Below are 21,495 nucleotides of genomic sequence, written 5' to 3' on the forward strand. Positions count from 1 at the left end.
ATGATCAAGGCCATTCTCACCGGACACAGCCGCGGGCTCGGCGCCGCCATCGCCCGGACGCTTCTCGAGCGCGGCATCACCGTGCTGGCCCTCGCCCGCTCACCGAATGCCGAACTGGGTGCCGCATTTCCGCAACGCCTGCACGAAGTGCAGCTCGACCTCTCGGACCCGGCGGCCCTCTGCGACTGGCTCGCCGACGGCAGCCTCACCGGGTTTGTCGCCGACGCCAGCACCGCGCTGCTCATCAACAATGCCGGCATGCTGCAGCCCGTCGGACTGCTCGGCACGCAAACTCACGAAGCGCTGGTGCACGCCGTCAATCTGAATATCAGTGCCCCGCTAGTCCTCGCCAATGCCTTCGCAGCCGCCACCGGCGGATGTATCGACCGGCGTATCGTGCATATTTCGAGCGGTGCCGCCCGCAACCCTTACGCCGGCTGGAGCAGCTACTGCGCCACCAAGGCCGCCCTCGATCATCACGCCCGCGCCGTCGCTCTCGAACACCTGCCCGGCCTGCGCATCGCCAGCCTCGCCCCCGGCGTAGTGGACACCACCATGCAGGCCGAGATTCGCGCCGGCAGCGTCGCGCAATTTCCGCAGAAGGAGCGCTTCGAGGCCCTGCACACCGGCGGCCAGCTCGCCTCGCCGGCCGTTGCCGCCGGACGCCTGGTGGATTACCTGCTGGGGGAAAGGTTTGGTGACGTGGTGGACGGCGACCTGCGCCACCTGCCCGGCTGAGCGCCGGGTGCCATCGGAGATCTAGGCCGCCGGGCCGCTATCGAGCAGGCGCTCGCACTCCACCATCAGCGACATCCCGACCTCGGACTGATGGTTCGGGTCGAGGGATTCCGTCATCTCGTGGGCAATATGCAGACCCACCTCGCGGGCGACCGAGCTTTCGATCTGCCGCGCCAGTTGATCGCTCAGCGCAGACAAGCGGCGGCGCTCCGCGTCCGGCAGGCTGCGCTTCGAGCGTCCCAGCCAGTCGGCAATCAGCGTCGCGCCCTGGGCTTCGGTGAACCACTGGCGATGCTCGTAATACGCGTTGAGGCGCTCGGCAGCGAGGGCGAACATCAGCGCAACCCGTACGCCCCGATCCGTGGCGGGCAAAGGGGGAGTTTTTTCCAGACTCATGTGCAGTTTTGTTTCATTCCGTGGCCGGCCCGGACCATAGCACGCACAGTGCGCAGCCGACACCGCAGCCCGTTTTTGCAAGGGTAAACGATAGGTGCCGGCAAACCAGAAACTGGCTTGCCGGCACCTATCTGCCACATAGCGTAGCTACAGGCTTACTTCACACTCAGACCCGTGCAGCCTTCAGAATCGCATTGAGCGTGGCGCTGGGGCGCATGACCGCCTTGCACTTCTCGGAATCGGCCAGATAGTAGCCACCGATATCCACCGGCTGACCCTGCACAGCCTTGAGCTCGTCGACGATCTTCTGCTCGTTTTCGGTCAGGGCCTTGGCCAGCGGTGCAAACTGCGCCTGCAGTTCGGCATCGTCGGTCTGCGCAGCAAGCTCTTGTGCCCAGTACATGGACAGGTAGAACTGGCTGCCCCGGTTGTCGAGCTCACCGGTGCGCGGCGACGGCGACTTGTTGTTGTCGAGCAGCTTGCCGGTGGCGTCGTCGAGGGTCTTGGCCAGGATCTTCGCCTTGTTGTTGCCGGTCTTGATGCCCAGCTCCTCCAGCGACACCGCCAGGGCCAGGAACTCGCCCAGCGAATCCCAGCGCAGGTGGTTTTCTTCAACCAGTTGCTTGACGTGCTTCGGCGCCGAACCGCCGGCACCGGTTTCGTACATGCCACCGCCAGCCATCAGCGGAACGATCGACAGCATCTTGGCGCTGGTGCCCAGTTCCATGATCGGGAACAGGTCGGTCAGGTAGTCGCGCAGAATGTTGCCGGTCACCGAGATGGTGTCGAGGCCGCGGATGACGCGCTCCAGCGTGTAACGCATGGCACGAACCTGCGACATGATCTGGATGTCGAGGCCGGTGGTGTCGTGATCCTTGAGGTAGGTCCGGACCTTCTTGATCAGCTCGGCTTCGTGCGGACGGTACGGGTCGAGCCAGAAGATTGCCGGCGTACCGGAGTTGCGGGCGCGGGTAACGGCCAGCTTGACCCAGTCGCGGATCGGCGCGTCCTTGCACTGGCACATGCGCCAGATGTCGCCGGCTTCAACGTTCTGGGACAGCAGGACTTCGCCGGTAGCCAGGTCGGTGATGTTGGCGACGCCGTCTTCCAGGACTTCGAAGGTCTTGTCGTGCGAACCGTATTCCTCGGCCTGCTGGGCCATCAGGCCGACGTTCGGCACGGTGCCCATGGTCACCGGATCGAAGTTGCCGTTGGTCTTGCAGAAGTTGATCATCTCCTGATAGATGCGGGCAAAGGTGGACTCCGGCATCACGGCCTTGGTGTCCTTCGGCTTGCCGTTCGAACCCCACATCTTGCCGCCGATGCGGATCATGGCCGGCATCGAGGCGTCGACGATGACATCGTTCGGCGAGTGGAAGTTGGTGATGCCCTTGGCCGAGTCGACCATCGCCAGTTCGGGGCGATGCTCGTGGCAGGCGTGCAGGTCGCGTTCGATTTCTTCGCGCTTGGATTCGGGCAGGGTGGCGATCTTGTCGTACAGATTGACCATGCCGTTATTGACGTTGACACCCAGTTCGTCGAACAGCTTGCCGTGCTTCTCGAAGGCTTCCTTGTAGAAGATCCGGACGCAGTGACCGAAGACGATCGGGTGCGACACCTTCATCATCGTGGCCTTGACGTGCAGCGAGAACATCACGCCGGTTTCGCGGGCATCTTCGAGCTGCTCTTCGTAGAAGTCGCACAGCGCCTTCTTGCTCATGAACATCGAGTCGATGATCTCGCCGGCGAGCAGGGACAGCTTCGGCTTCAGGACGATGGCCTTGCCGCTCTTGGTGACCAGCTCCATCTTGACGTCGCGGGCCTTGTCGAGGGTCAGCGACTTTTCGCCGTGGTAGAAGTCACCGTGCGTCATGTGCGCGACGTGGGTGCGGGAGGCCATGCTCCACTTGCCCATCGAGTGCGGGTTCTTGCGGGCGTACTTCTTGACGGCCAGCGGAGCGCGGCGGTCGGAGTTGCCTTCACGGAGCACCGGGTTGACGGCGGAGCCCAGACACTTGGAGTAACGGGCCTTGAGCGCCTTGTCTTCGTCGGTCTTGGGGTTTTCCGGGAAGTCGGGAATCTTGAAGCCACGCGCCTGCAGCTCCTTGATCGCGGCGGTCAACTGCGCGACGGAGGCGCTGATGTTCGGCAGCTTGATGATGTTGGTGTCGGGCTGCAGGGTCAGCTGGCCGAGTTCGGCCAGGGTGTTCGGGACCTTCTGCTCATCCATCAGGTAGTCGGAGAACTCGGCGAGGATGCGGGCGGAAACCGAGATGTCGCTCTTGACGATGTCGATGCCGGCCGGCGAAGTGAAGGTACGAACGATGGGCAGAAAGGCACAGGTGGCCAGAAGGGGTGCCTCATCCGTGAGCGTGTAAATAATCTTTGATTTCCCTGCAGCCATCAGTTTTTCCCCTCGAGATTTTGATTGATTTATTCGGGCCCAATCCGTGCGGACCCTTCTCGCCATGCTTGTCAGTAGCAAGCAGCCAACTATTTTAACCCGCAGCATCCCCGTCCACACCACTGGGCACCGGGATTTTTCAGATAGTGAATCGATATTTCGCGACTCGCAAGTTTCTGGAGCCCCCAAAACCCTTGTTCGTCCTGCACTTGCAGGCCGGAAACAGGACTCAGGTTCATGGCGCTAGCCCGGTACCCAGATGCGGTGCGGTTTCCGTGGCGTCAACCTTTAGCTAAAGATATAGTCCTGCGCCTCCGTTAGGGGTGAAACCAGAGGGTGTCGAGCGGAGTCGGCAACAGCCGGCCTGTTCAAGGCGCCCCGCAGGAGACAATGAAAAAATGAACACCACCACGCTCGCCGATCCAGGCGGGGAGTCGGGCATCCGGACCGGCACAAGCCATTGCAGCCAGGCCGCGGATGCCGCTCATGAACTGGCCGCCCTGCTCGCCCCCAGCGCTGGCGGGCTTGCCTTGGTCTTTGCATCGAGCCGCTTCGCCAGCAACGAACTGGCCGACGGCCTGCGGGACGCTTTTGGCGATACGCCGCTGATCGGCTGCACGACGGCCGGAGAAATCGGCCCCGAGGGCTATCAGGAAGGCAGCCTGACCGGCGCCGCTTTCGGCCCCGGTGACATCGACTTTGAAATCGGCCTGCTCGAAGACCTGGACCAAACAGACACCCGCGCCATGACGGGCTTTGCCCACGCGCTGCGCCATCGCCTGCAGGCCCGCCACCCGGGCCTTGGCAGCGAGACCTTCCTGGCCTTCATGCTGGTCGATGGCCTGTGCGCGCGCGAGGAAAGCATCGCCCGCGCCTTTCATGACGGCCTTGGCGGCATTCCCCTGTCCGGCGGCTCGGCCGGTGACGAACTGAACTTTGCCGAAACGCGGGTCATCTTCAATGGGCGGCTCGTCGAGAACGCGGCGGTGCTGCTGGTCGCCACGACCACCCGCCCCTTCACGGTCTTCAAAACCCAGCATTTCACTCCCACCATGACACGCCTGGTGGTGACCGGTGCCATTCCGGAAAAACGCATCGTCACCGAAATCAACGGCTGCCCGGCAGCGCCCGAGTACGCCCGCGCCCTGGGCATCGACCCGGCCAGCCTGACGCCCCAGACCTTCGCCGCCCATCCGGTGGTGGTGCGCATCGGCAATGCCGACTTCGTCCGCTCGATCCAGCGGGCCAATCCGGATGGCAGCCTGAGCTTCTTCTGCGCCATCGATCGGGGCATCGTCTTCAAGGTCGCCCACGGCGAAGACCTGCTGGCCAACCTCGACACCGCCCTCGTCGATGCCGGAACACAAGTCGGCGAAGTGGCGCTGACCCTCGGCTGCGACTGCATCCTGCGACGGCTCGAATGCCGGGAACGAGGCATCACCGAGCAGGTCGGACAACGCCTGGCGCACAGCCGCGTGATCGGCTTCAGCACTTTCGGCGAGCAGTACCGGGGCATGCACATCAACCAGACCTTTACCGGTATCGCCTTCGGACGGAGAGCGCGGTCATGAACGGCCCCGCGGACATCCGCTGCAGGCTGGACGACGCCGACGGCCTCGTTCAGGAAATTCTCCGCCGCGACAAGATCATCGACGCGCTGGCCTACCAGGTTGAACGCAACCTCAACGACCAGGGCCGGGATTACGGCCTGCTGCAGACCACCTTCGTGCTGGAAGAGCAGATCCGCCAGCGCACGGAAGAGCTGACCACCACGCTGGAAGCCCTCGGCGAAGTATCGGCCCGCGCCACCGCCGCCCGGCTGCAACTCGAAACCGCGGTGGAGAACATCTCCGACGGCTTCGCGCTGTTCGACCCGCAAGATCGGGTGCTGCTGTGCAACGAGGCCTTCCGGCGCTTGTGGGGCATGACCGGCCAGCGCAGCAGCCGCCCCTTTGGCGACTTCCTGGCCGAGACCGCCAGCCAGGATTCGGCCGCCGGCAACACCCTTGTGCCCCAGTTGCAGGCCTGTCGCAGCAGCGATGGGCGCTGCGAAGTGCAACTCCCGTCCGGGCAGGCCCTGCAGATTCGCGAGCACCGCATGGCCGATGGCTGCCTGGTCGGCATCTATTCCGACGTCACCGATCTGAAGGCCGAAGAAGCCCGCCTGCGCCAGCAGGAACTGGCCCGCAAGTCACGTCTGCTGCAATCCACCCTCGACACCATCGACCAGGGCATCGCCGTCTTCGACGCCGACGAAAAGCTGGTGGCCTGGAACCTGCGCTACTTCGAATTGCTGGCCCTGCCCGTCGGACTGGCCCGGCCGGACAGCCGGCTCGACGATCTGCGCAGCGCCAGCGCAGCGGTGACCCGCCTGTGCCCGACGAGCCTCGGCGCCCTCGCCCGCATCAGCCGCTTCGAGCAGAGCATTGCGGCCGGCCCGGTGCTGGAGCTGGCCCGCTTCCCGATGCCGGACGGCGGCTTCGTCATGACCGCCAGCGACATCACCTCCCTCAAGGAAGGCGAGGAGCGCATCCGCCGCCTGCTCGGCCAGCAGCGAGCCATCTTCGACAACGCGCACGTGGGCATCATCCTGGCCGATGACCGCAAGATGCTCGACGTGAACACCCGCATGGCAGAGATCTTCGGCTACGACTCGCCTGCCGAGATGATCGGCCAGCTCACCGAAATCCTCTACCCCAGCCGGGCCGACTACCTCGATGTCGGCGGCCGGATCTACGGCGAACTGGCCACCAGTGGCTACAGCGAAGGCAACACACGCATGGTGCGCAAGGACGGCAGCCCGTTGTGGATCCGTCTTTCCGGCCGCCCGCTGGATGCCCGGGCGCCCCTCGAAGGTTCGATCTGGGTCTTCACCGACGTCACCGGCCAGCGCGAACAACAGGCTCAGCTGGAGCTCGCCCAACTGGTCTTCAATCACAGCAACGAAGCACTGATGGTGACCGATGCCGACAACCGCATCGTGAGCATCAACACCGCCTTCACCAGCATCACCGGCTACGAGGCCGGCGAGGTACTCGGCCAGACCCCAGGCATCCTCAAGTCCGGCCAGCACGACAGCCACTTCTACCGCAGCATCTGGAAAACCCTCGAGCGGGACGACCGCTGGGAAGGAGAAATCATCGACCGCCACAAGAGCGGCAAGCTCTACCCCAAGTGGCTGACGATCCGCATGGTGCGCAACCCGGACCGCAGCGTGGCCCACTACGTGGCGGCCTTCAGCGACATCAGCGTACGCAAGGCGGCCGAGGAAAAGATCCAGTACATGGCGCACCACGACGCCCTCACCGGCCTGCCCAACCGGGTGCTGCTGCGCGATCGCTTCGAGCAGATGCATCGGCGCGTCAGCCGCGAGCACCGGACGCTGGCGATGTACTTCCTCGACCTCGACCACTTCAAACGCATCAACGACACCCTCGGCCACGCCGTCGGCGACGAACTGCTGATTGCCGTGACCCGCCGCCTCACCACCTGCCTGCGCCGCAGCGACACGATCAGCCGCCTGGGGGGCGACGAGTTCATGATCCTGGTCGAAGGCGACGAGTCGATCCGCTCCTTTGCGGCCCTGGCCGAGAAACTCTGCCGCGCCCTGGAGGCGCCCTTCGAGCTGGGTGGCCAGGCACTCACCTCCACCGGCACCCTCGGCATCGCCGTCGCCCCGACCGATGGCACTGACTTCGACACCCTGATGAAGAAGGCCGACATGGCCATGTATCACGCCAAGGACAAGGGGCGCGGAACGTTCAGCTTTTTCGACGAAGGCATGAACCGCGACTCGGCAGAACGTCTCGCCCTCGCCACCAGCCTGCGCCATGCCCTGTCCGCCGGTGAGCTGCGCCTCGTCTACCAGCCCCAGTTCGCGCTCGACGACCAGCGCATGACCGGCGCCGAGGCGCTGATGCGCTGGCACTCGCCGCGCTTCGGCGACGTCAGCCCGGCCCAGTTCATTCCCCTCGCCGAGGAAACCGGCCTGATCCTGCCGATGGGCGAATGGGCCCTGCACGAGTCCTGCCGTCAGGCACGGACATGGAGCGATGCCGGACATCCCCTCAAGGTGGCCGTGAATGTCTCGGCCGTTCAGGTGTACCGGGACGACTTTGCCGCCACGCTGGCCGCCGCCCTGCGCGACACCGGCGCCAAGCCCGCCAGCATCGAGCTGGAACTGACCGAGTCGACCTTGATGAAGGACGCAGCACGCTTCATCGAGGTAATCGCCTACGTGCGGGCACTGGGCATCTCGGTGGCCATCGACGACTTCGGTACCGGCTATTCGAGCCTGGCCTATCTGAAGCGCTTCCAGGTCAGCAAGCTCAAGGTGGACCGCTCCTTCGTCAAGGACATCCCCGACGACGAGGAAGACCGGGCCATCGCCGAAGCCATCGTGCGCATGGGTCAGTCACTCAAGCTGAAGGTGATCGCCGAAGGCGTGGAAACCCCGGCCCAGATGGACTTCCTGGCCGGCATTGGCTGCCATGAAGTACAGGGCTTCCTGTTCAGTCGCCCCCTTGAGGCGGACGCCATGACACGACGCCTTGTGCAGGCGCGCTCCGGCGTCGCACCCGCGGAGCTCAGCCTGCCGCATTAGCGGCGCTCAGTCGATGATCGGGTGAAGCCTCCGTCCCCACGCCGGGAGCATGTACTACACTCGCGGGCATGAACGAAGCCGCCGCCCGCCACGTCATCCTCGTCCGCGCCCTCGAAACCACCGACAGCCCGGACAAGCCCTGGAACGATACCGACGCCGCCTGGGCCAGCCGGGCCGCCGCCGAAGTGGTCGGCTCAGAAGCCGATGCCGACCGCTTCCTCGCCCGTCGCGGGGCGCTGGCCGTCGAACGCCTCGCCGACCGGGACCGCCAGCTCCGGCGTCTCGCCGAGGGCCGCAACTGGCGCCCATGGGTCGGCAGCCTGATGGTGGCGGTGGCCTTCGCGCTGGGCATCCTGATGGATGCGGTGGGGCCGTCACGCTACGTGAACCTGCTGGCCTTTCCGCTGCTCGGACTGATCGCCTGGAACCTGCTTGTTTATCTGACAATTTTCGTCGAAGGGCTGACCCGTCCCTTCCGCCGCACCCCGGCCCGCCCGGGCGCCCTGCGGCGTGCTGTCGCCAGGCTGGGCGGCAGCCTCGGCGAAACGCTGGCAACGGCCGCCCCCGCCTCGCCTTTCACGGTATTCCGCAATGACTGGGCACAGGCCTCGGCCCCGCTGACCCTGCAGCGGGTCAGCCAGGTGCTGCACCTGTCCGCCATGGCCTTCGCCCTCGGCGCCATCGCCGCACTGTACATGCGCGGGCTGGTGCTGGATTACCGGGCCGGCTGGGAAAGCACCTTCCTCGACGCCAGCCAGGTGCATCAGGGGCTCCGCCTGCTCCTCGGTCCGGCAGCCCAGCTCGGCGGCGTACCGATCCCCGACGCGCAACACCTCGAAAACCTCCGCCTGCCGGCGGGCCACGGCGAGAACGCCGCCCCGTGGATCCACCTGTTCGCACTCACCCTGGCCTTCACTGTCGTGCTGCCCCGCGCGCTACTGGCGCTGATCAGCGGGCTGCGCGCCCGCGGCATGCAGAACCATTTTCCGCTGCCCCTCGGCGATGCCTACTTCCAGCGCCTGCAGCGCGGCTTCTCCGGCCGCGAGGCGCGGGTGCACGTGCTGCCCTACAGCTACGCTGTGTCACCCGCGGCCATGCTGCTCCTGCAGGAAGGTGTGACGCGGGAATTCGGCCCCCGGGCCAGCCTCAGCGTCGCCCCGCCACTGGCCTTCGGCGACGAGGACGCACTACCGCCAAGCGCCCTGCCCGACACGCCACCATCGCTGGTTCTCGCCCTGTTCAGCCTCACCGCCACACCGGAGGAAGAGAACCACGGCGCTTTCCTCGCCGCCCTGGCGACACGGCTTCCGACCGGCACGCCACTGGCCGCACTGGTGGATGAAGCCGGCTTCAAGGCCCGCTTCGACGCCCAGCCCAAGCGCCAGGAAGAACGTCGCCGGGCATGGACCCGCGTACTGGAAAAGCACGCTGTCACAGTCACCTTCGTGGATCTCACCGACACAGATCCCGGCGCCCTGGCCGAAACCCTGAGCCATATCCTTGATCACAGCGCCCGCCCAGGAGGCCCCCGGTGACCCTCATCAACCTCAGCCTCGTCTCCCACACCAACGCCGGCAAGACCACCCTCGCCCGCAGCCTGCTTGGTCGCGACGTCGGCGAGATTCGCGACGAAGCCCACGTCACCGCGCTGGCCGAATGCCACCGCATGATCGAGACGCCCGACGGCCATGCGCTCAACCTGTGGGACACACCCGGCTTCGGCGACAGCGCGCGCCTCGTCAAGCGCCTGCGCCTGCAAGGGAACCCGCTGGGCTGGCTGCTCTCCGAAGTGTGGGACCGCTGGCGCGACCGCCCCTTCTGGTCGAGCCAGCAGGCCATCCGCAATGTGCGCGACGAGGCCGACGTGGTGCTCTACCTCGTCAATGCCTCCGAAACACCCCGCGACGCCGGCTACGTCGAGCCGGAAATGGAAATCCTGGCGTGGATCGGCAAACCGGTACTGGTGCTCCTCAACCAGATCGGCGAACCCCGCCCTGGCGTCCTCGACAAGGCCGACGAAGAAAGCTGGCGCAAACACGTCGCCCATCACCCTTTCGTACGCGGCGTGCTCACCCTCGACGCCTTCGCCCGCTGCTGGGTGCAGGAATTCGCACTGCTGAATGCCATCGCAGCCATTTTGCCGGCGGACAAACAGGCCAGCTTCGAAGCCCTGCAGGGAGCCTGGCGCAGCCGGCGCATGGAAAGCTTCGAAGCCTCGCTGAACATACTCGCCCGGTTTCTGGCCCGCAGCGCGCAGGATGAAGAAAACCTCGACGACGCCGGTTTCATGTCTTCCCTGCGTGGTATCGGCAAGGCCGTCGGCATCGGAAAGGACGATGGCACGTCACCCCGGGAACAGGCCATGGCCCGCCTCGCCACGCGTCTCGACCAGGAAACCCGCCGCAGCACCGACCAGCTCATCGAAGCCCACGGCCTTGGCGGACGGGCCGCGGAGGAAGTCATGGCCCGTGTCGCGGCCGACTTCACGACAGACGAGCGACTCCCCGAAGGCAAGGCGGCCGTACTCGGCGGCGTGGTGTCGGGGGCCCTGTCCGGCCTCGCCGCCGATCTGGCCAGCGGCGGACTGACCCTCGGCGCCGGCCTGATCGGTGGCGCCGTACTGGGCGCCCTCGGGAGCGCCGGCCTGGCCCGGGGCGTCAACCTGGTACGCGGCAAGGACAGCAGCCTGCTGAACTGGAGCGACGAAAGCCTCCAGCGGCTCTTCGCCAGCGCACTGCTGCGCTACCTGGCTGTGGCCCACTACGGCCGTGGCCGGGGGGAATGGCAGCAAGGTGAATATCCTCCCCACTGGAAAACGCTGGTCGAAGAGGAACTGGCCTCTCGCCAGAGCAGCCTCACCAGCCTGTGGGCCCAACGGGGCACACCAAACGAAGCCACAGCCTTCGAGCAAGCCCTGCGGACGACGCTTGCCGACACACTTCTGAGCTTGCTGCAGCGTCTCTACCCAAACGTTCAAAGAGATCCCGAAACAATATTTTAATTACCATTTGACATACCCTTTAAGCATTCCTTAAGGTTGAGGAAGGAATATCCGAGGCAATTCCGGCCGTCACCTACCGACACCCGTCAGTACCGGCCGGCGGATTTTCCCTTGCACAAGGAGTCTGTCGTGTCTGTCCGCCTTACCGCTTCATTCATTGTCACCACCCTCGCCCTGGTCCACCAGGGAAGCGCATACGCCGCCCCGAACCAGGAACCCATTCAGCCCATTCAGGCTGCCAGGGTTTCCAACCCCGCCGCCGTGGAGCTCGGCAAAGCCCTGTTCTTCGATCCGCGCCTGTCCAAATCCGGCTTCATCTCCTGCAACTCCTGCCACAACCTGTCGATGGGCGGCACCGACAACCTGAAGACCTCCATCGGTCACGGCTGGCAGCAAGGCCCCATCAACGCCCCCACCGTGCTCAACTCACGCTTCAACCTGGCCCAGTTCTGGGACGGTCGCGCGGCCGACCTCAAGGCCCAGGCCGGCGGACCGATCGCCAACCCCGGCGAAATGGCCTTCAGCCATGAACTGGCCGTCACCACCCTGAAGAGCATGCCCGGCTACGTCGGCGCCTTCCGCAAGGCCTACGGTTCGGACGAAATCAACACCGACCGCATCACCAGCGCCATTGCCGCCTTCGAGGAAACCCTGGTCACCCCCAACTCGCGCTTTGACCAATGGCTGAAGGGCAACAAGAAGGCCCTCACCACCAACGAACTGGCCGGCTACAAGCTCTTCAAGGACAGCGGCTGCGTGGCCTGTCACAACGGCCCGGCGGTAGGCGGCAACTCCTACCAGAAGATGGGTGTGGTCGAGGCCTACAAGGCCAGCAGCCCGGCCGAAGGCCGCGTCGCCGTCACCGGCAAGGACGCCGACCGCTTCAACTTCAAGGTGCCCACCCTGCGCAACGTCGAACTCACCTATCCGTACTTCCACGACGGTGCCGCCAACACCCTGCCCGAAGCCGTCGACACCATGGGTCGCGTCCAGCTCGGCCGGAAATTCACCGCCGACGAAAACACAAAGATTGTTGCCTTCCTGAAAACCCTGACCGGCGATCAACCCAGCTTCAAGATGCCGATCCTGCCGCCCTCGGCCGACGCCACCCCGCGTCCGCAACCCTTCAATTAAACAGACGTCCCCCGCAAGGGGGATCGCTCACCAGAGGCGCCCTGAAAAGGGCGTCGGCGCTTCATCCCGGGCTGACACCAGACTAGGGAAAACCCTGAATCGATAAAGCCTTCGTCATGACGCCAAGGGCGTACTGTGGACTGCCTCCAGCCCCCGCCTCCCAGCCTCGTCACGAAAGGTTCCGATCATGGATTTCCTGATAGTCATAGCCGCCCTCGTGTTTCTGATGTTCATCGCCTACCGAGGGTACAGCGTCATCCTGTTCGCCCCGGTGGCGGCCCTCGGCGCCGTACTGTTCACCGACCCCAGCCTCGTTGCCCCCGCCTTCACCGGCTTGTTCATGGACAAGATGGTGGGCTTCGTGAAGCTCTACTTCCCGGTCTTCATGCTGGGCGCCGTGTTCGGCAAGGTCATCGAACTGTCCGGTTTCTCCAAGTCCATCGTGTCCTCGGTGATCAACCTGGTCGGTCGAGAGCGGGCCATGCTTTCCATCGTGCTGGTGTGCGCACTGCTCACCTACGGCGGCGTGTCGCTGTTCGTGGTGGTCTTCGCCGTCTATCCGTTTGCCGCCGAGATGTTCCGCCAGGGCAACATTCCCAAGCGCCTGATTCCCGGCACCATTGCACTGGGCGCCTTCACCTTCACGATGGACGCCCTGCCCGGCACGCCGCAGATTCAGAACATCATCCCGACCACCTTCTTCAAGACCAACACCTGGGCCGCCCCCACCCTCGGCGTCATCGGTGGCATCTTCATCCTCATCGTCGGCCTGACCTACCTCAACTGGCGTCGGCGCAGCGCCCAGACCGCCGGCGAAGGCTACGGTGAAAACCTGCTCAACGAGCCGGAACCCTTCCCCGACGAAAAGCTCGCCAACCCGGTCATCGCCATCCTGCCCCTGTTCGTTGTCGGCATTTTCAACAAGGTTTTCACCACGGTCATTCCGGACCTGTATGGCAAGGTTCATGAGCTGGCCCTGCCCGGCCTCGCCAAGCCCATCGCCACCGACGTCACCAAGATCGCCGCCATATGGGCCGTCGAAGCCGCCTTGCTGCTGGGCATCCTGTGCGTGCTGGCCTTCGCCTTCAAACCCGTCATGGCCAAATTTGCCGATGGCTCCAAGGCGGCCGTCGGCGGCGCCCTGCTGGCCTCGATGAACACCGCCTCCGAGTACGGCTTCGGCGCCATCATCGCGGCCCTGCCCGGCTTCATCTACATCGCCGACGCCCTCAAGGCCATTCCCAACCCGCTCATCAACGAAGCCATCAGCATCAGCACCCTGGCCGGCATCACCGGCTCCGCATCCGGCGGCATGAGTATTGCTCTTGCGGCCATGTCCGAAACTTTCATCGCCAATGCCAATGCGGCGGGGATTCCGCTCGAAGTCTTCCACCGGGTCGCCTCGATGGCCTCCGGCGGCATGGACACCCTGCCCCACAACGGTGCGGTAATCACCCTGCTCGCCGTCACCGGCCTGACCCACAAGCAGTCCTACGGCGACATCTTCGCCATCACCATCATCAAGACTTCGGCGGTGTTCGTGGTGATTGCTGCGTATTATCTTTTCGGTATCGTCTAAGGACCGCGCGGAACGCAACAGGAGAGAAACCCATGAGCCAGAACAAGCAACAATTCGTGCGCCCCCAGGGCCGCAACACCGGCAAGGTCGTCAGCGCCGCCGACGCCGTCAAACTGATCCGCTCCGGCGACACCGTGGCCACCACCGGCTTCGTCGGCATCGGCTTTCCCGAGAACATCGCCATCGCGCTCGAGCAGCGCTTCCTTGAAACCCGCGACCAAGACCCCGACGGCCGCGGCAAGCCCGAAGGCCTGACCCTCGTCTACGGTGCCGGTCAGGGCGACGGCAAGGACCGCGGCCTCAACCACCTCGGCCATGAAGGCCTCGTCGCCCGCGTCATCGGCGGCCACTGGGGCCTCGTCCCGCGCCTGCAGGAACTCGCCGTGGCCAACCGCATCGAGGCCTACAACCTGCCCCAGGGCGTCATCACCCACCTGTACCGCGACATCGCCGCCGGCAAGCCCGGCACCATCACCCGGGTCGGCCTCGGCACCTTCGTCGACCCGCGCTTCGGCGGCGGCAAGGTCAACAGCTGCACCACCAGGGACCTGGTGCGCGTGATGGAGATCGACGGCGAGGAATACCTTTTCTACAAGGCCTTCCCGATCAGCGTCGGCATCATCCGCGGCACCACCGCCGACCAGGACGGCAACATCACCATGGAGAAGGAAGCCCTCACCCTTGAGGGCCAGGCCATCGCCATGGCCGCGCGCAACAGCGGCGGCATCGTCATCGCCCAGGTCGAGCGCATCGCCGAATCCGGCTCGCTGAACCCGCGCCAGGTCAAAATCCCCGGCATCCTCGTCGACTGCATCGTCGTCGCCGAGCGCCCCGAGTGGCACATGCAGACCTTCATGGAGCAGTACAACCCGGCCTTCTCCGGCGAGATCCGCGTACCGGTCACCTCCCTCGAGCCGATGGAGATGAGCGAGCGCAAGATCATCGCCCGCCGGGCCGCCATGGAACTCATCCCCAACGCCATCGTGAACCTCGGCATCGGCATGCCCGAGGGCGTCGCTGCAGTGGCTGCCGAAGAGCGCGTCATCGACCTGATGACCCTCACCGCCGAACCCGGCGTGATCGGCGGCATTCCGCAGGGCGGGCTCAATTTTGGTGCCGCCATCAACACCGCCGCCATCGTCGACCAGCCCAGCCAGTTCGACTTCTACGACGGCGGCGGGCTCGACATCGCCTTCCTCGGCCTCGCCCAGGCCGACGCCCAGGGCAACCTCAACGTCTCCAAGTTCGGCCCCAAGCTCACCGGCGCCGGCGGCTTCATCAACATCAGCCAGAACGCCAAGAAGGTCGTCTTCGTCGGCACCTTCACCGCCGGCGGGCTGGAAGTGGCGCTCGAGAACGGCCAGCTGAAGATCCTCGTCGAAGGCAAGGCCATCAAGTTCGTGCAGGAAGTGGAGCACCGCACCTTCAGCGGCCAGGAAGCCGTGCGCCGCAAGCAGCCGGTGCTGTACGTCACCGAACGCTGCGTCTTCGAACTGACCTCCGCCGGCGTCGAACTGATCGAAGTCGCCCCCGGCATCGACATCGAACGCGACATCCTCGCCCACATGCACTTCAAGCCGGTCATCCGCGGCACCCCGCGCCTGATGGATGCACGCGTGTTTCGCGACGAACCGATGGGCCTGCGCAGCAGCATCGTCGCCGCCCCCCTGGAATCCCGCTTCCACTACGACGCGGCGCAAAACATCTTCTTCATCGACTTCGAAAACCTGCGCCTGCGCCACGCCGAAGAGATCGACGAAATCCACAGCCTCGTCGCCGGCCTCCTCGGCCCGCTCGGCCACAAGGTGCCGGCGGTGGTGAACTACCACGGCTTCGACATCCGGGAAGAGCTCATCGAGCCCTACGCCAACATGATCCAGGCGCTCATGGAAAAGCACTACAGCCAGGTGACGCGTTATGCCACCAACACCTTCCTGAGGGCAAAGCTGGGCGACGCGCTCAACGCACGGGACCTTTCACCGAAGATTTTCAACTCTGCCGAAGAAGCCCGTGCCGGACTTGCCGACGACGTTTGACGAGCACATTCGCAACACCTGTTGCTGCGGTGCAACATAATCAGGCGGGAGCACCCTTTTTTTGTGCAGTGCTCCTTCCCGGTGCATGGGCGTGTGATATTGTTTTCCGCATGAGGCCGGGGGAGGGAATCGATCTGGCACTCTAACTGTTCAACAACAATGTACGGAGATGATTATGGCGACCAAGCAAGAACAGCAATTCAACGAGATCCAGAAGAAGAACCTCGAAGCTGCCATGCGCCTTGCGCAACTGTCGATCGAGAACTCCCAGCGCATCATGGAGCTGCAGGTCGGCACCGCCAAGTCCCTGTTCGAAGAAGGCGTCGCCAATGCCAAGGCCCTCTCCGGCGTCAAGGATCCGGCTGAAGCCCTGAGCCTGCGTACCTCCTACGCCCAGAGCACCACCGAAAAAATGCTCTCCTGTGCGCGCGAAATCGCCGAGATCACCTCCAAGACCCAAGCCGAAGTCGGCAAGATGGTCAGCGAGCAGCTCAGCGGCGGCGGCCAGGACATGTTCGAGTCCATCCAGAAGATGTTCAAGGGCATGCCCATCGGCGACCACAACGCCCTCGGCTCGATCCAGACCGCCATGGACACCGCCCGTTCCGCTTACGAGCAGATGACCAAGGCCTCCACGGAAGCCTTCCAGGCCTTCACCAAGGTCGGCAAGAAGTAATCAGCGCGTCAAGCGTTGATCCAGACGGCGCCCTCGGGCGCCGTTTTTGTTTGTATCGCCATCACGGCGAGTTCACGCGCCAATCACAGGCGCGTCACGGGAATCCATCAAGGTTGCAGCATTTGCCCCGGAGATTCCCATGTCCTTCGCCGCCCCCGTCCACCGCCTGCCCCTCGCCGCCGCCTGCTGCAGCGCCCTGCTGCTCTCCGCCTGTGGTGGCAGCGACGACGACAAGCGCCTGCCGACCCTCGACGGCGCCGCCCCCATCGTGGTCGCTCACCGGGGCGCCTCCGGCTATCTGCCCGAAGAAACCCTCGAGGCCTACAGCCTGGCCATCGACCTGGGCGCCGACGTGATCGAACCCGATCTCATCGCCACCAAGGACGGCATCCTGATTGCCCGCCACGACCCCAACCTGGCCTACAGCACCGACGTGGCCAGCCACGCCGAATTTGCCGCCCGCAAGAAAACCATCCAGGTGGACGGCGAGACCCAGACCGGCTGGTTCGCCAGCGACTTCACCCTCGCCGAGATCAAGACCCTCGGCGCCATCTCCACCGACGCCGAGCGCCCGCAGCAATACAACGGCGCCTACAAGATCGTCACCTTCCAGGAAATCATCGACCTGGTGAAGGCCCGCACGGCCAGCACCGGGCGCACCATCGCGGTGTATCCCGAAACCAAGAACCCCACTTACCACCGGGACATCGGCCTGCCGCTGGAAGACACCCTCATCGCCCAGATCAAGGCCGCCGGCTGGAACAGCAAGAGCGCCCCGATCTACGTCCAGTCCTTCGAGCCGAGCAGCCTCAAGTACCTGAAGAGCAAGGGGCTGGAGACCCGCCTGATCCAGCTCATCGACGCCGACGACGTCAACCTCAAGACCGGCGCCCTCACCTTCGCCGCCCCCTACGACCGTCCCTACGACTGGCTCAAGGCCGGCGACACCCGCCTGTTCAGCGCCATGGTCACCCCGGCCGGCCTCACCGAGATCAAGGCCTACGCCGACGGCATCGGCCCGTGGAAGCGCTACATCATCACCGTCAAGGGCACCCTCGACGCCAGCGGCAACGTGACCGACATCAACGGCGACGGCAAGATCAACGAAGCCGACACCACCAGCCAGCCCGCCACCCCCCTCATCGCCGACGCCCACAAGGCTGGCCTGTTCGTCCATCCCTACACCTTCCGCAACGAACAGCGCCGCCTCGCCAGTGACTACAAGGGCGACCCGAAGAACGAATACCTGGCCTTCTATCGCCTGGGCGTGGATGGTGTATTTGCAGACTTCACCGACACTGCCATCGCCGCCCGCAACACCTACCTGAAGGAAATGGGCCGCTGACCAGCCCGGGCCGGCAGCCATGACGTGCCGGCCCCTTTCATCAAACCGTCACCTGCCGACGGCAACATTCGGCCCTTTCCGCCCTACTCCTGGAGTCACGAATGAGCAACGAGATCGACAACCCCTCTGCCAACACCCACATTCAGGAAGTCATTGCGACGCGCATGAGCCGACGCGGTGTCCTCAAGGGCGGCGTTGCCGTCACCGCCTCCACGCTGCTCGGCAGTGTCAGCCTGTCCGCCTGTGGCGGCAGCAGCAACGACGACAAGGCCCCGCTGGCCCTCAACTTCGACGCCGTTGCCAAGAACAAACTCGACCTCGTCACCGTACCGGCCGGCTACCAGACCAGCATCCTCCACGCCCTCGGCGATCCGCTGTCGCTGGCAGATGCAGCCTGGGCCAACGATGGCTCCGAAAGCGCCGACTCCTACAACCGTCGCGTCGGTGACGGCCACGACGGCATGCACTATTTCGGCCTCTCCGATGCCGGCGCCTACAGCGCCAGCCGCTCCGACCGCGGCCTCTTGTGCGTCAACAACGAATACGTCGTGCGCCCCTATGGTCTCCACGCCAGCGGTCGCACCAGCGGCGCCACCCGCGTCGCAGCCGAAGTGGACAAGGAAGTGAACGCCCACGGCGTCACCATCTGCGAAGTCCGTCGCGGTGCCTCGGGCACCGGCATGACCATGGTGCGCGGCTCCAGCTTCAACCGCCGCATCACCTCCGCCACCCCGATGGACTTCGCCGGCCCGGTCAAGGGCTCCAGCCTGGTCAAGACCAAATACTCCGCCGACGGTAGCAGCACCCGCGGCACCAACAACAACTGCGCCAACGGCTACACGCCCTGGGGCACCTACCTGACCTGTGAAGAGAACTTCACCAACGTGGTCAGCCGTGCCGCCGGCGATGACGCCCTGCGCAGCCCCGCCGAAGTCACCGCCCTCAACCGCTACCGCCTCAAGCAGGGCACCGCCAGCAGCTATCTGTGGGACACCCCCACCACCGGCAGCGCCGACGACTACGCCCGGTGGACCGCCTCGGTCACCGGCGCCAGCGCCACCGACGACTACCGCAACGCCTTCAACACCTTCGGCTGGGTCGTCGAAATCGACCCCTTCGACCCGTCTTCCAAGCCCGTCAAGCGCTCCGCCCTCGGCCGCTTCGCCCACGAAGGTGCCTGGCCGTGCAACCCCGTCGCCGGCAAACCGCTGGTGTTCTACATGGGTGACGACTCGCAGAACGAATACATCTACAAGTTCGTCTCCGCCGCTAACTGGGACGCCGCCGACATCGGCAAGGGCCTCGCCGCCGGCGCCAAGTACATGGACGCGGGCACCCTCTACGTCGCCAAGTTCAACACCGACGGTTCGGGCACCTGGGTCGAACTCACCTTCGGCAAGAACGGCCTCACCGCCGCCAACGCCATCTACCCGTTTGCCAATCAGGCCGACGTGCTCACCCACGCCCGCCTGGCGGCTGACTCGGTTGGCGCCACCAAGATGGACCGTCCGGAATGGGGCGCAGTGAACCCCGCCAACGGCGAGGTCTACATGACCCTCACCAACAACAGCAGCCGCACCGCCAGCAACACCGACACCGCCAACCCGCGCTACTACGAAGACCTGAAGAGCGGCACCACCACCCAGAAGGGCAACGTCAACGGCCACATCATCCGCTGGCGCGAAGCCGGCAGCGACGCCGCCGCCGTCACCTTCGCCTGGGACATCTACCTGTTCGGCGCCGAAGCCACTGCCGCCGCCAACGTGAACCTGTCCAAGCTCACCGACGTCAATGACTTCTCCAGCCCCGACGGCCTGTGGTTCGACAAGAACGGCATGCTGTGGATCCAGACCGACGATGGCGCCTACACCGACGTCACCAACTGCATGATGCTGGCCGCCATTCCCGGCAAGGTCGGCGACGGCAGCGCCGTGACCGCCGCCAGCGGCATGCCCACCCTCAAGGGTGCCGACGCCAGCGCCACCACCGTGCGCCGCTTCCTGGTCGGCCCGAAGGACTGCGAGATCACCGGCCTGGCCATGACGCCGGACCGCAAGACCCTCTTCGTCAACGTCCAGCACCCCGGCGAAAACGGCAGCCTGACCACCCCGACCAGCGCCTGGCCGGCCTCCCAGACCGACTCCGCGTCGACCAAGCGGCCGCGCTCGGCAACCGTCGTCGTCACCCGCACCGACGGCGGTGAAATCGCCGTCTGACCCGCCCTCCGCGTCAGCCAGGCGTTTCTGCAGGCCCCCCGCTTCACGGCGGGGGGCCTTTTCATTGATAGGTGAGCGCAGAGCGGCTGGGCACGAAAAACGGGCACCCGAAGGTGCCCGTCCATGACCAGCCCGGATTCAGGCGGGATCAGAAGGTGTGACGCACACCGAATGAAATACCCTGAACCGAACCACCCGCCGCGCTGAAGCCTGCGGGCATGCTGCCCGGGTTGACACCCGCCGCATTGACACCAAAGTCGTAGCTGGCGTTGGAATCGTTCTTGATCATGGCGTAGGTCGCCTTCAGCATCGTGCGCTTCGACAGGCTGTGCTGGAAGCCCAGCTCGAACAGCTTGGCACCGCTGTCGTCCTGGCTGCTGCCGTCCTGCTTCACGTCACGCGCCACGTACACCTGGGCAAGCAGCTTGCTGGCCGGGGTCAGGTCGAAGGTTGCGCCGAGGCCATACACGGCCTGGGTAAATTTCTTGCCACCAAGCTTGTCGGCACGGGCCAGATCGAACAGGGCGCGCACGGAAGCGGGGCCGAACTTGTAGCTACCACCAACACGCAGATCGCTGACCTTCAGATCGGCAGCATCGTTGGTAAAGACCGCGTTATAGGTCACGGCAGCCATGATCGGACCGTCGGCGTACTTCAGGCCGGCGTCGAAGCCGGTGGTATTGGCGGCGGTCATCCCTTCCATCGCCTTGTTCTCGTTGGCCACGTAAGCCACGGTGGCGTTGAGGCCGGCAAAGGTCGGCGACACGTAGGCAACGGCGTTCTTCCAGCGGCTGTCGAAGATCGAGTTGCAGGAAGCGGAACGGGCACAGGTGGAACCGCCGCTGTAGTTGCCGGTGGTGCTGGTGGTGCCGATCAACTTGTTGCCCAGCTTGCCCAGCAGCGCAGAGTTGGCGCCGATGCCCGTGGCACCCACGTTCACGTCGAGGGCGGTGCCCAGGGCGCGAGTCGGGCCGGTGAGGTTGCCCATCAGCACGGTACCGAAGCCGCCGGCCAGGCCGACGTAGCTGTCACGGTTGGTGCTGAGGGAGCCGGCGTTATCGAAACCCACACCGCTTTCAAACTGGAACACGGCGCTCAGGCCGTTGCCCAGGGCTTCCGCACCCTTGAAGCCCAGATAAGAAGAGTTGGTGGAAACACGGTTCGTGTTGCCCAGTTCGTTCTTGGCATCGCCGCTGATCCTGACAACGTCAAAGGAAGCGTCGGCCACACCATAAACAGTCACGTTGGCTTGGGCGAAGGCACCGGTGGAAGCCAGGCCGGCGACGGCCAAAGCGATCAGTTTCTTTTGCATTTGTTTTTCCTGTTGATTGACGACTAGCCGGAGATTTCTGTCTGCCGCAGTGCAG

At 64.9% G+C, this 21,495-nt stretch carries 14 protein-coding genes; 11 read left to right on the forward strand and 3 right to left on the reverse strand.

The annotated features are described in order from the left end of the window. Entirely contained in the window at positions 1–738 is a 738-nt protein-coding gene (locus ETQ85_RS13250) for an SDR family oxidoreductase (RefSeq protein ID WP_148579548.1), read from the forward strand. 21 nt (positions 739–759) lie between these two features. Here the strand turns inward: ETQ85_RS13250 and ETQ85_RS13255 are convergent, their stop codons facing one another. Together ETQ85_RS13255 and ETQ85_RS13260 are read right to left on the reverse strand one after the other, a co-directional pair. Continuing rightward, a complete protein-coding gene (locus ETQ85_RS13255) occupies positions 760–1,134 on the reverse strand; it encodes a hypothetical protein (protein WP_148579549.1) in 375 nt (124 codons plus the stop codon). A 166-nt stretch (positions 1,135–1,300) separates the two neighbouring features. Continuing rightward, on the reverse strand, positions 1,301–3,538 hold the full coding sequence (locus ETQ85_RS13260) for an NADP-dependent isocitrate dehydrogenase (RefSeq protein WP_148579550.1): 2,238 nt from the start codon (positions 3,536–3,538) through the stop codon (positions 1,301–1,303). A 398-nt stretch (positions 3,539–3,936) separates the two neighbouring features. On the opposite strand from ETQ85_RS13260, the gene ETQ85_RS13265 reads away from it, so the two are divergent. From ETQ85_RS13265 to ETQ85_RS13310, 10 genes are all read left to right on the forward strand, one after another. After that, positions 3,937–5,109: an FIST N-terminal domain-containing protein gene (locus ETQ85_RS13265; RefSeq protein ID WP_148579551.1), complete on the forward strand. Its 1,173-nt coding sequence runs from the start codon at positions 3,937–3,939 to the stop codon at positions 5,107–5,109. Then, the gene (locus ETQ85_RS13270; RefSeq protein WP_187394704.1) at positions 5,106–8,141 is read left to right on the forward strand and encodes an EAL domain-containing protein; all 3,036 of its coding nucleotides are present in this window, start codon (positions 5,106–5,108) and stop codon (positions 8,139–8,141) included. The genes ETQ85_RS13265 and ETQ85_RS13270 overlap by 4 nt, the downstream gene beginning before the upstream one ends. Before the next feature lie 68 nt (positions 8,142–8,209). Next, a complete protein-coding gene (locus ETQ85_RS13275; protein WP_148579553.1) occupies positions 8,210–9,676 on the forward strand; it encodes a DUF2868 domain-containing protein in 1,467 nt (488 codons plus the stop codon). Continuing rightward, complete coding sequence (locus ETQ85_RS13280; protein ID WP_148579554.1) at positions 9,673–11,142, forward strand: DUF3482 domain-containing protein; 1,470 nt, start codon at positions 9,673–9,675, stop codon at positions 11,140–11,142. The genes ETQ85_RS13275 and ETQ85_RS13280 overlap by 4 nt, the downstream gene beginning before the upstream one ends. Before the next feature lie 129 nt (positions 11,143–11,271). Further along, a complete protein-coding gene (locus ETQ85_RS13285) occupies positions 11,272–12,276 on the forward strand; it encodes a cytochrome-c peroxidase (RefSeq protein WP_148579555.1) in 1,005 nt (334 codons plus the stop codon). Between the two features lie 187 nt (positions 12,277–12,463). Then, on the forward strand, positions 12,464–13,855 hold the full coding sequence (locus ETQ85_RS13290; RefSeq protein WP_148579556.1) for a GntP family permease: 1,392 nt from the start codon (positions 12,464–12,466) through the stop codon (positions 13,853–13,855). A 32-nt stretch (positions 13,856–13,887) separates the two neighbouring features. After that, positions 13,888–15,891 carry an acyl CoA:acetate/3-ketoacid CoA transferase gene (locus ETQ85_RS13295; protein ID WP_148579557.1) on the forward strand — a complete coding sequence of 668 codons (2,004 nt, stop codon included), beginning with the start codon at positions 13,888–13,890 and terminating at the stop codon, positions 15,889–15,891. 175 nt (positions 15,892–16,066) lie between these two features. Then, the gene (locus ETQ85_RS13300) at positions 16,067–16,567 is read left to right on the forward strand and encodes a phasin family protein (RefSeq protein WP_148579558.1); all 501 of its coding nucleotides are present in this window, start codon (positions 16,067–16,069) and stop codon (positions 16,565–16,567) included. A gap of 139 nt (positions 16,568–16,706) precedes the next feature. After that, positions 16,707–17,912: a glycerophosphodiester phosphodiesterase gene (locus ETQ85_RS13305; protein WP_148579559.1), complete on the forward strand. Its 1,206-nt coding sequence runs from the start codon at positions 16,707–16,709 to the stop codon at positions 17,910–17,912. A 101-nt stretch (positions 17,913–18,013) separates the two neighbouring features. Beyond that, positions 18,014–20,128 (forward strand): PhoX family protein, encoded by a 2,115-nt coding sequence (locus tag ETQ85_RS13310; protein WP_148579560.1) that lies wholly within the window; start codon positions 18,014–18,016, stop codon positions 20,126–20,128. 148 nt (positions 20,129–20,276) lie between these two features. Here the strand turns inward: ETQ85_RS13310 and ETQ85_RS13315 are convergent, their stop codons facing one another. Beyond that, positions 20,277–21,440, reverse strand: coding sequence for a porin (locus ETQ85_RS13315; RefSeq protein WP_148579561.1), 1,164 nt, complete (start codon positions 21,438–21,440; stop codon positions 20,277–20,279). Positions 21,441–21,495 lie beyond the last annotated feature (55 nt).

Origin of the sequence: Zoogloea oleivorans (assembly GCF_008107625.1) — a bacterium.
GTDB classification, from domain to species: domain Bacteria; phylum Pseudomonadota; class Gammaproteobacteria; order Burkholderiales; family Rhodocyclaceae; genus Zoogloea; species Zoogloea oleivorans.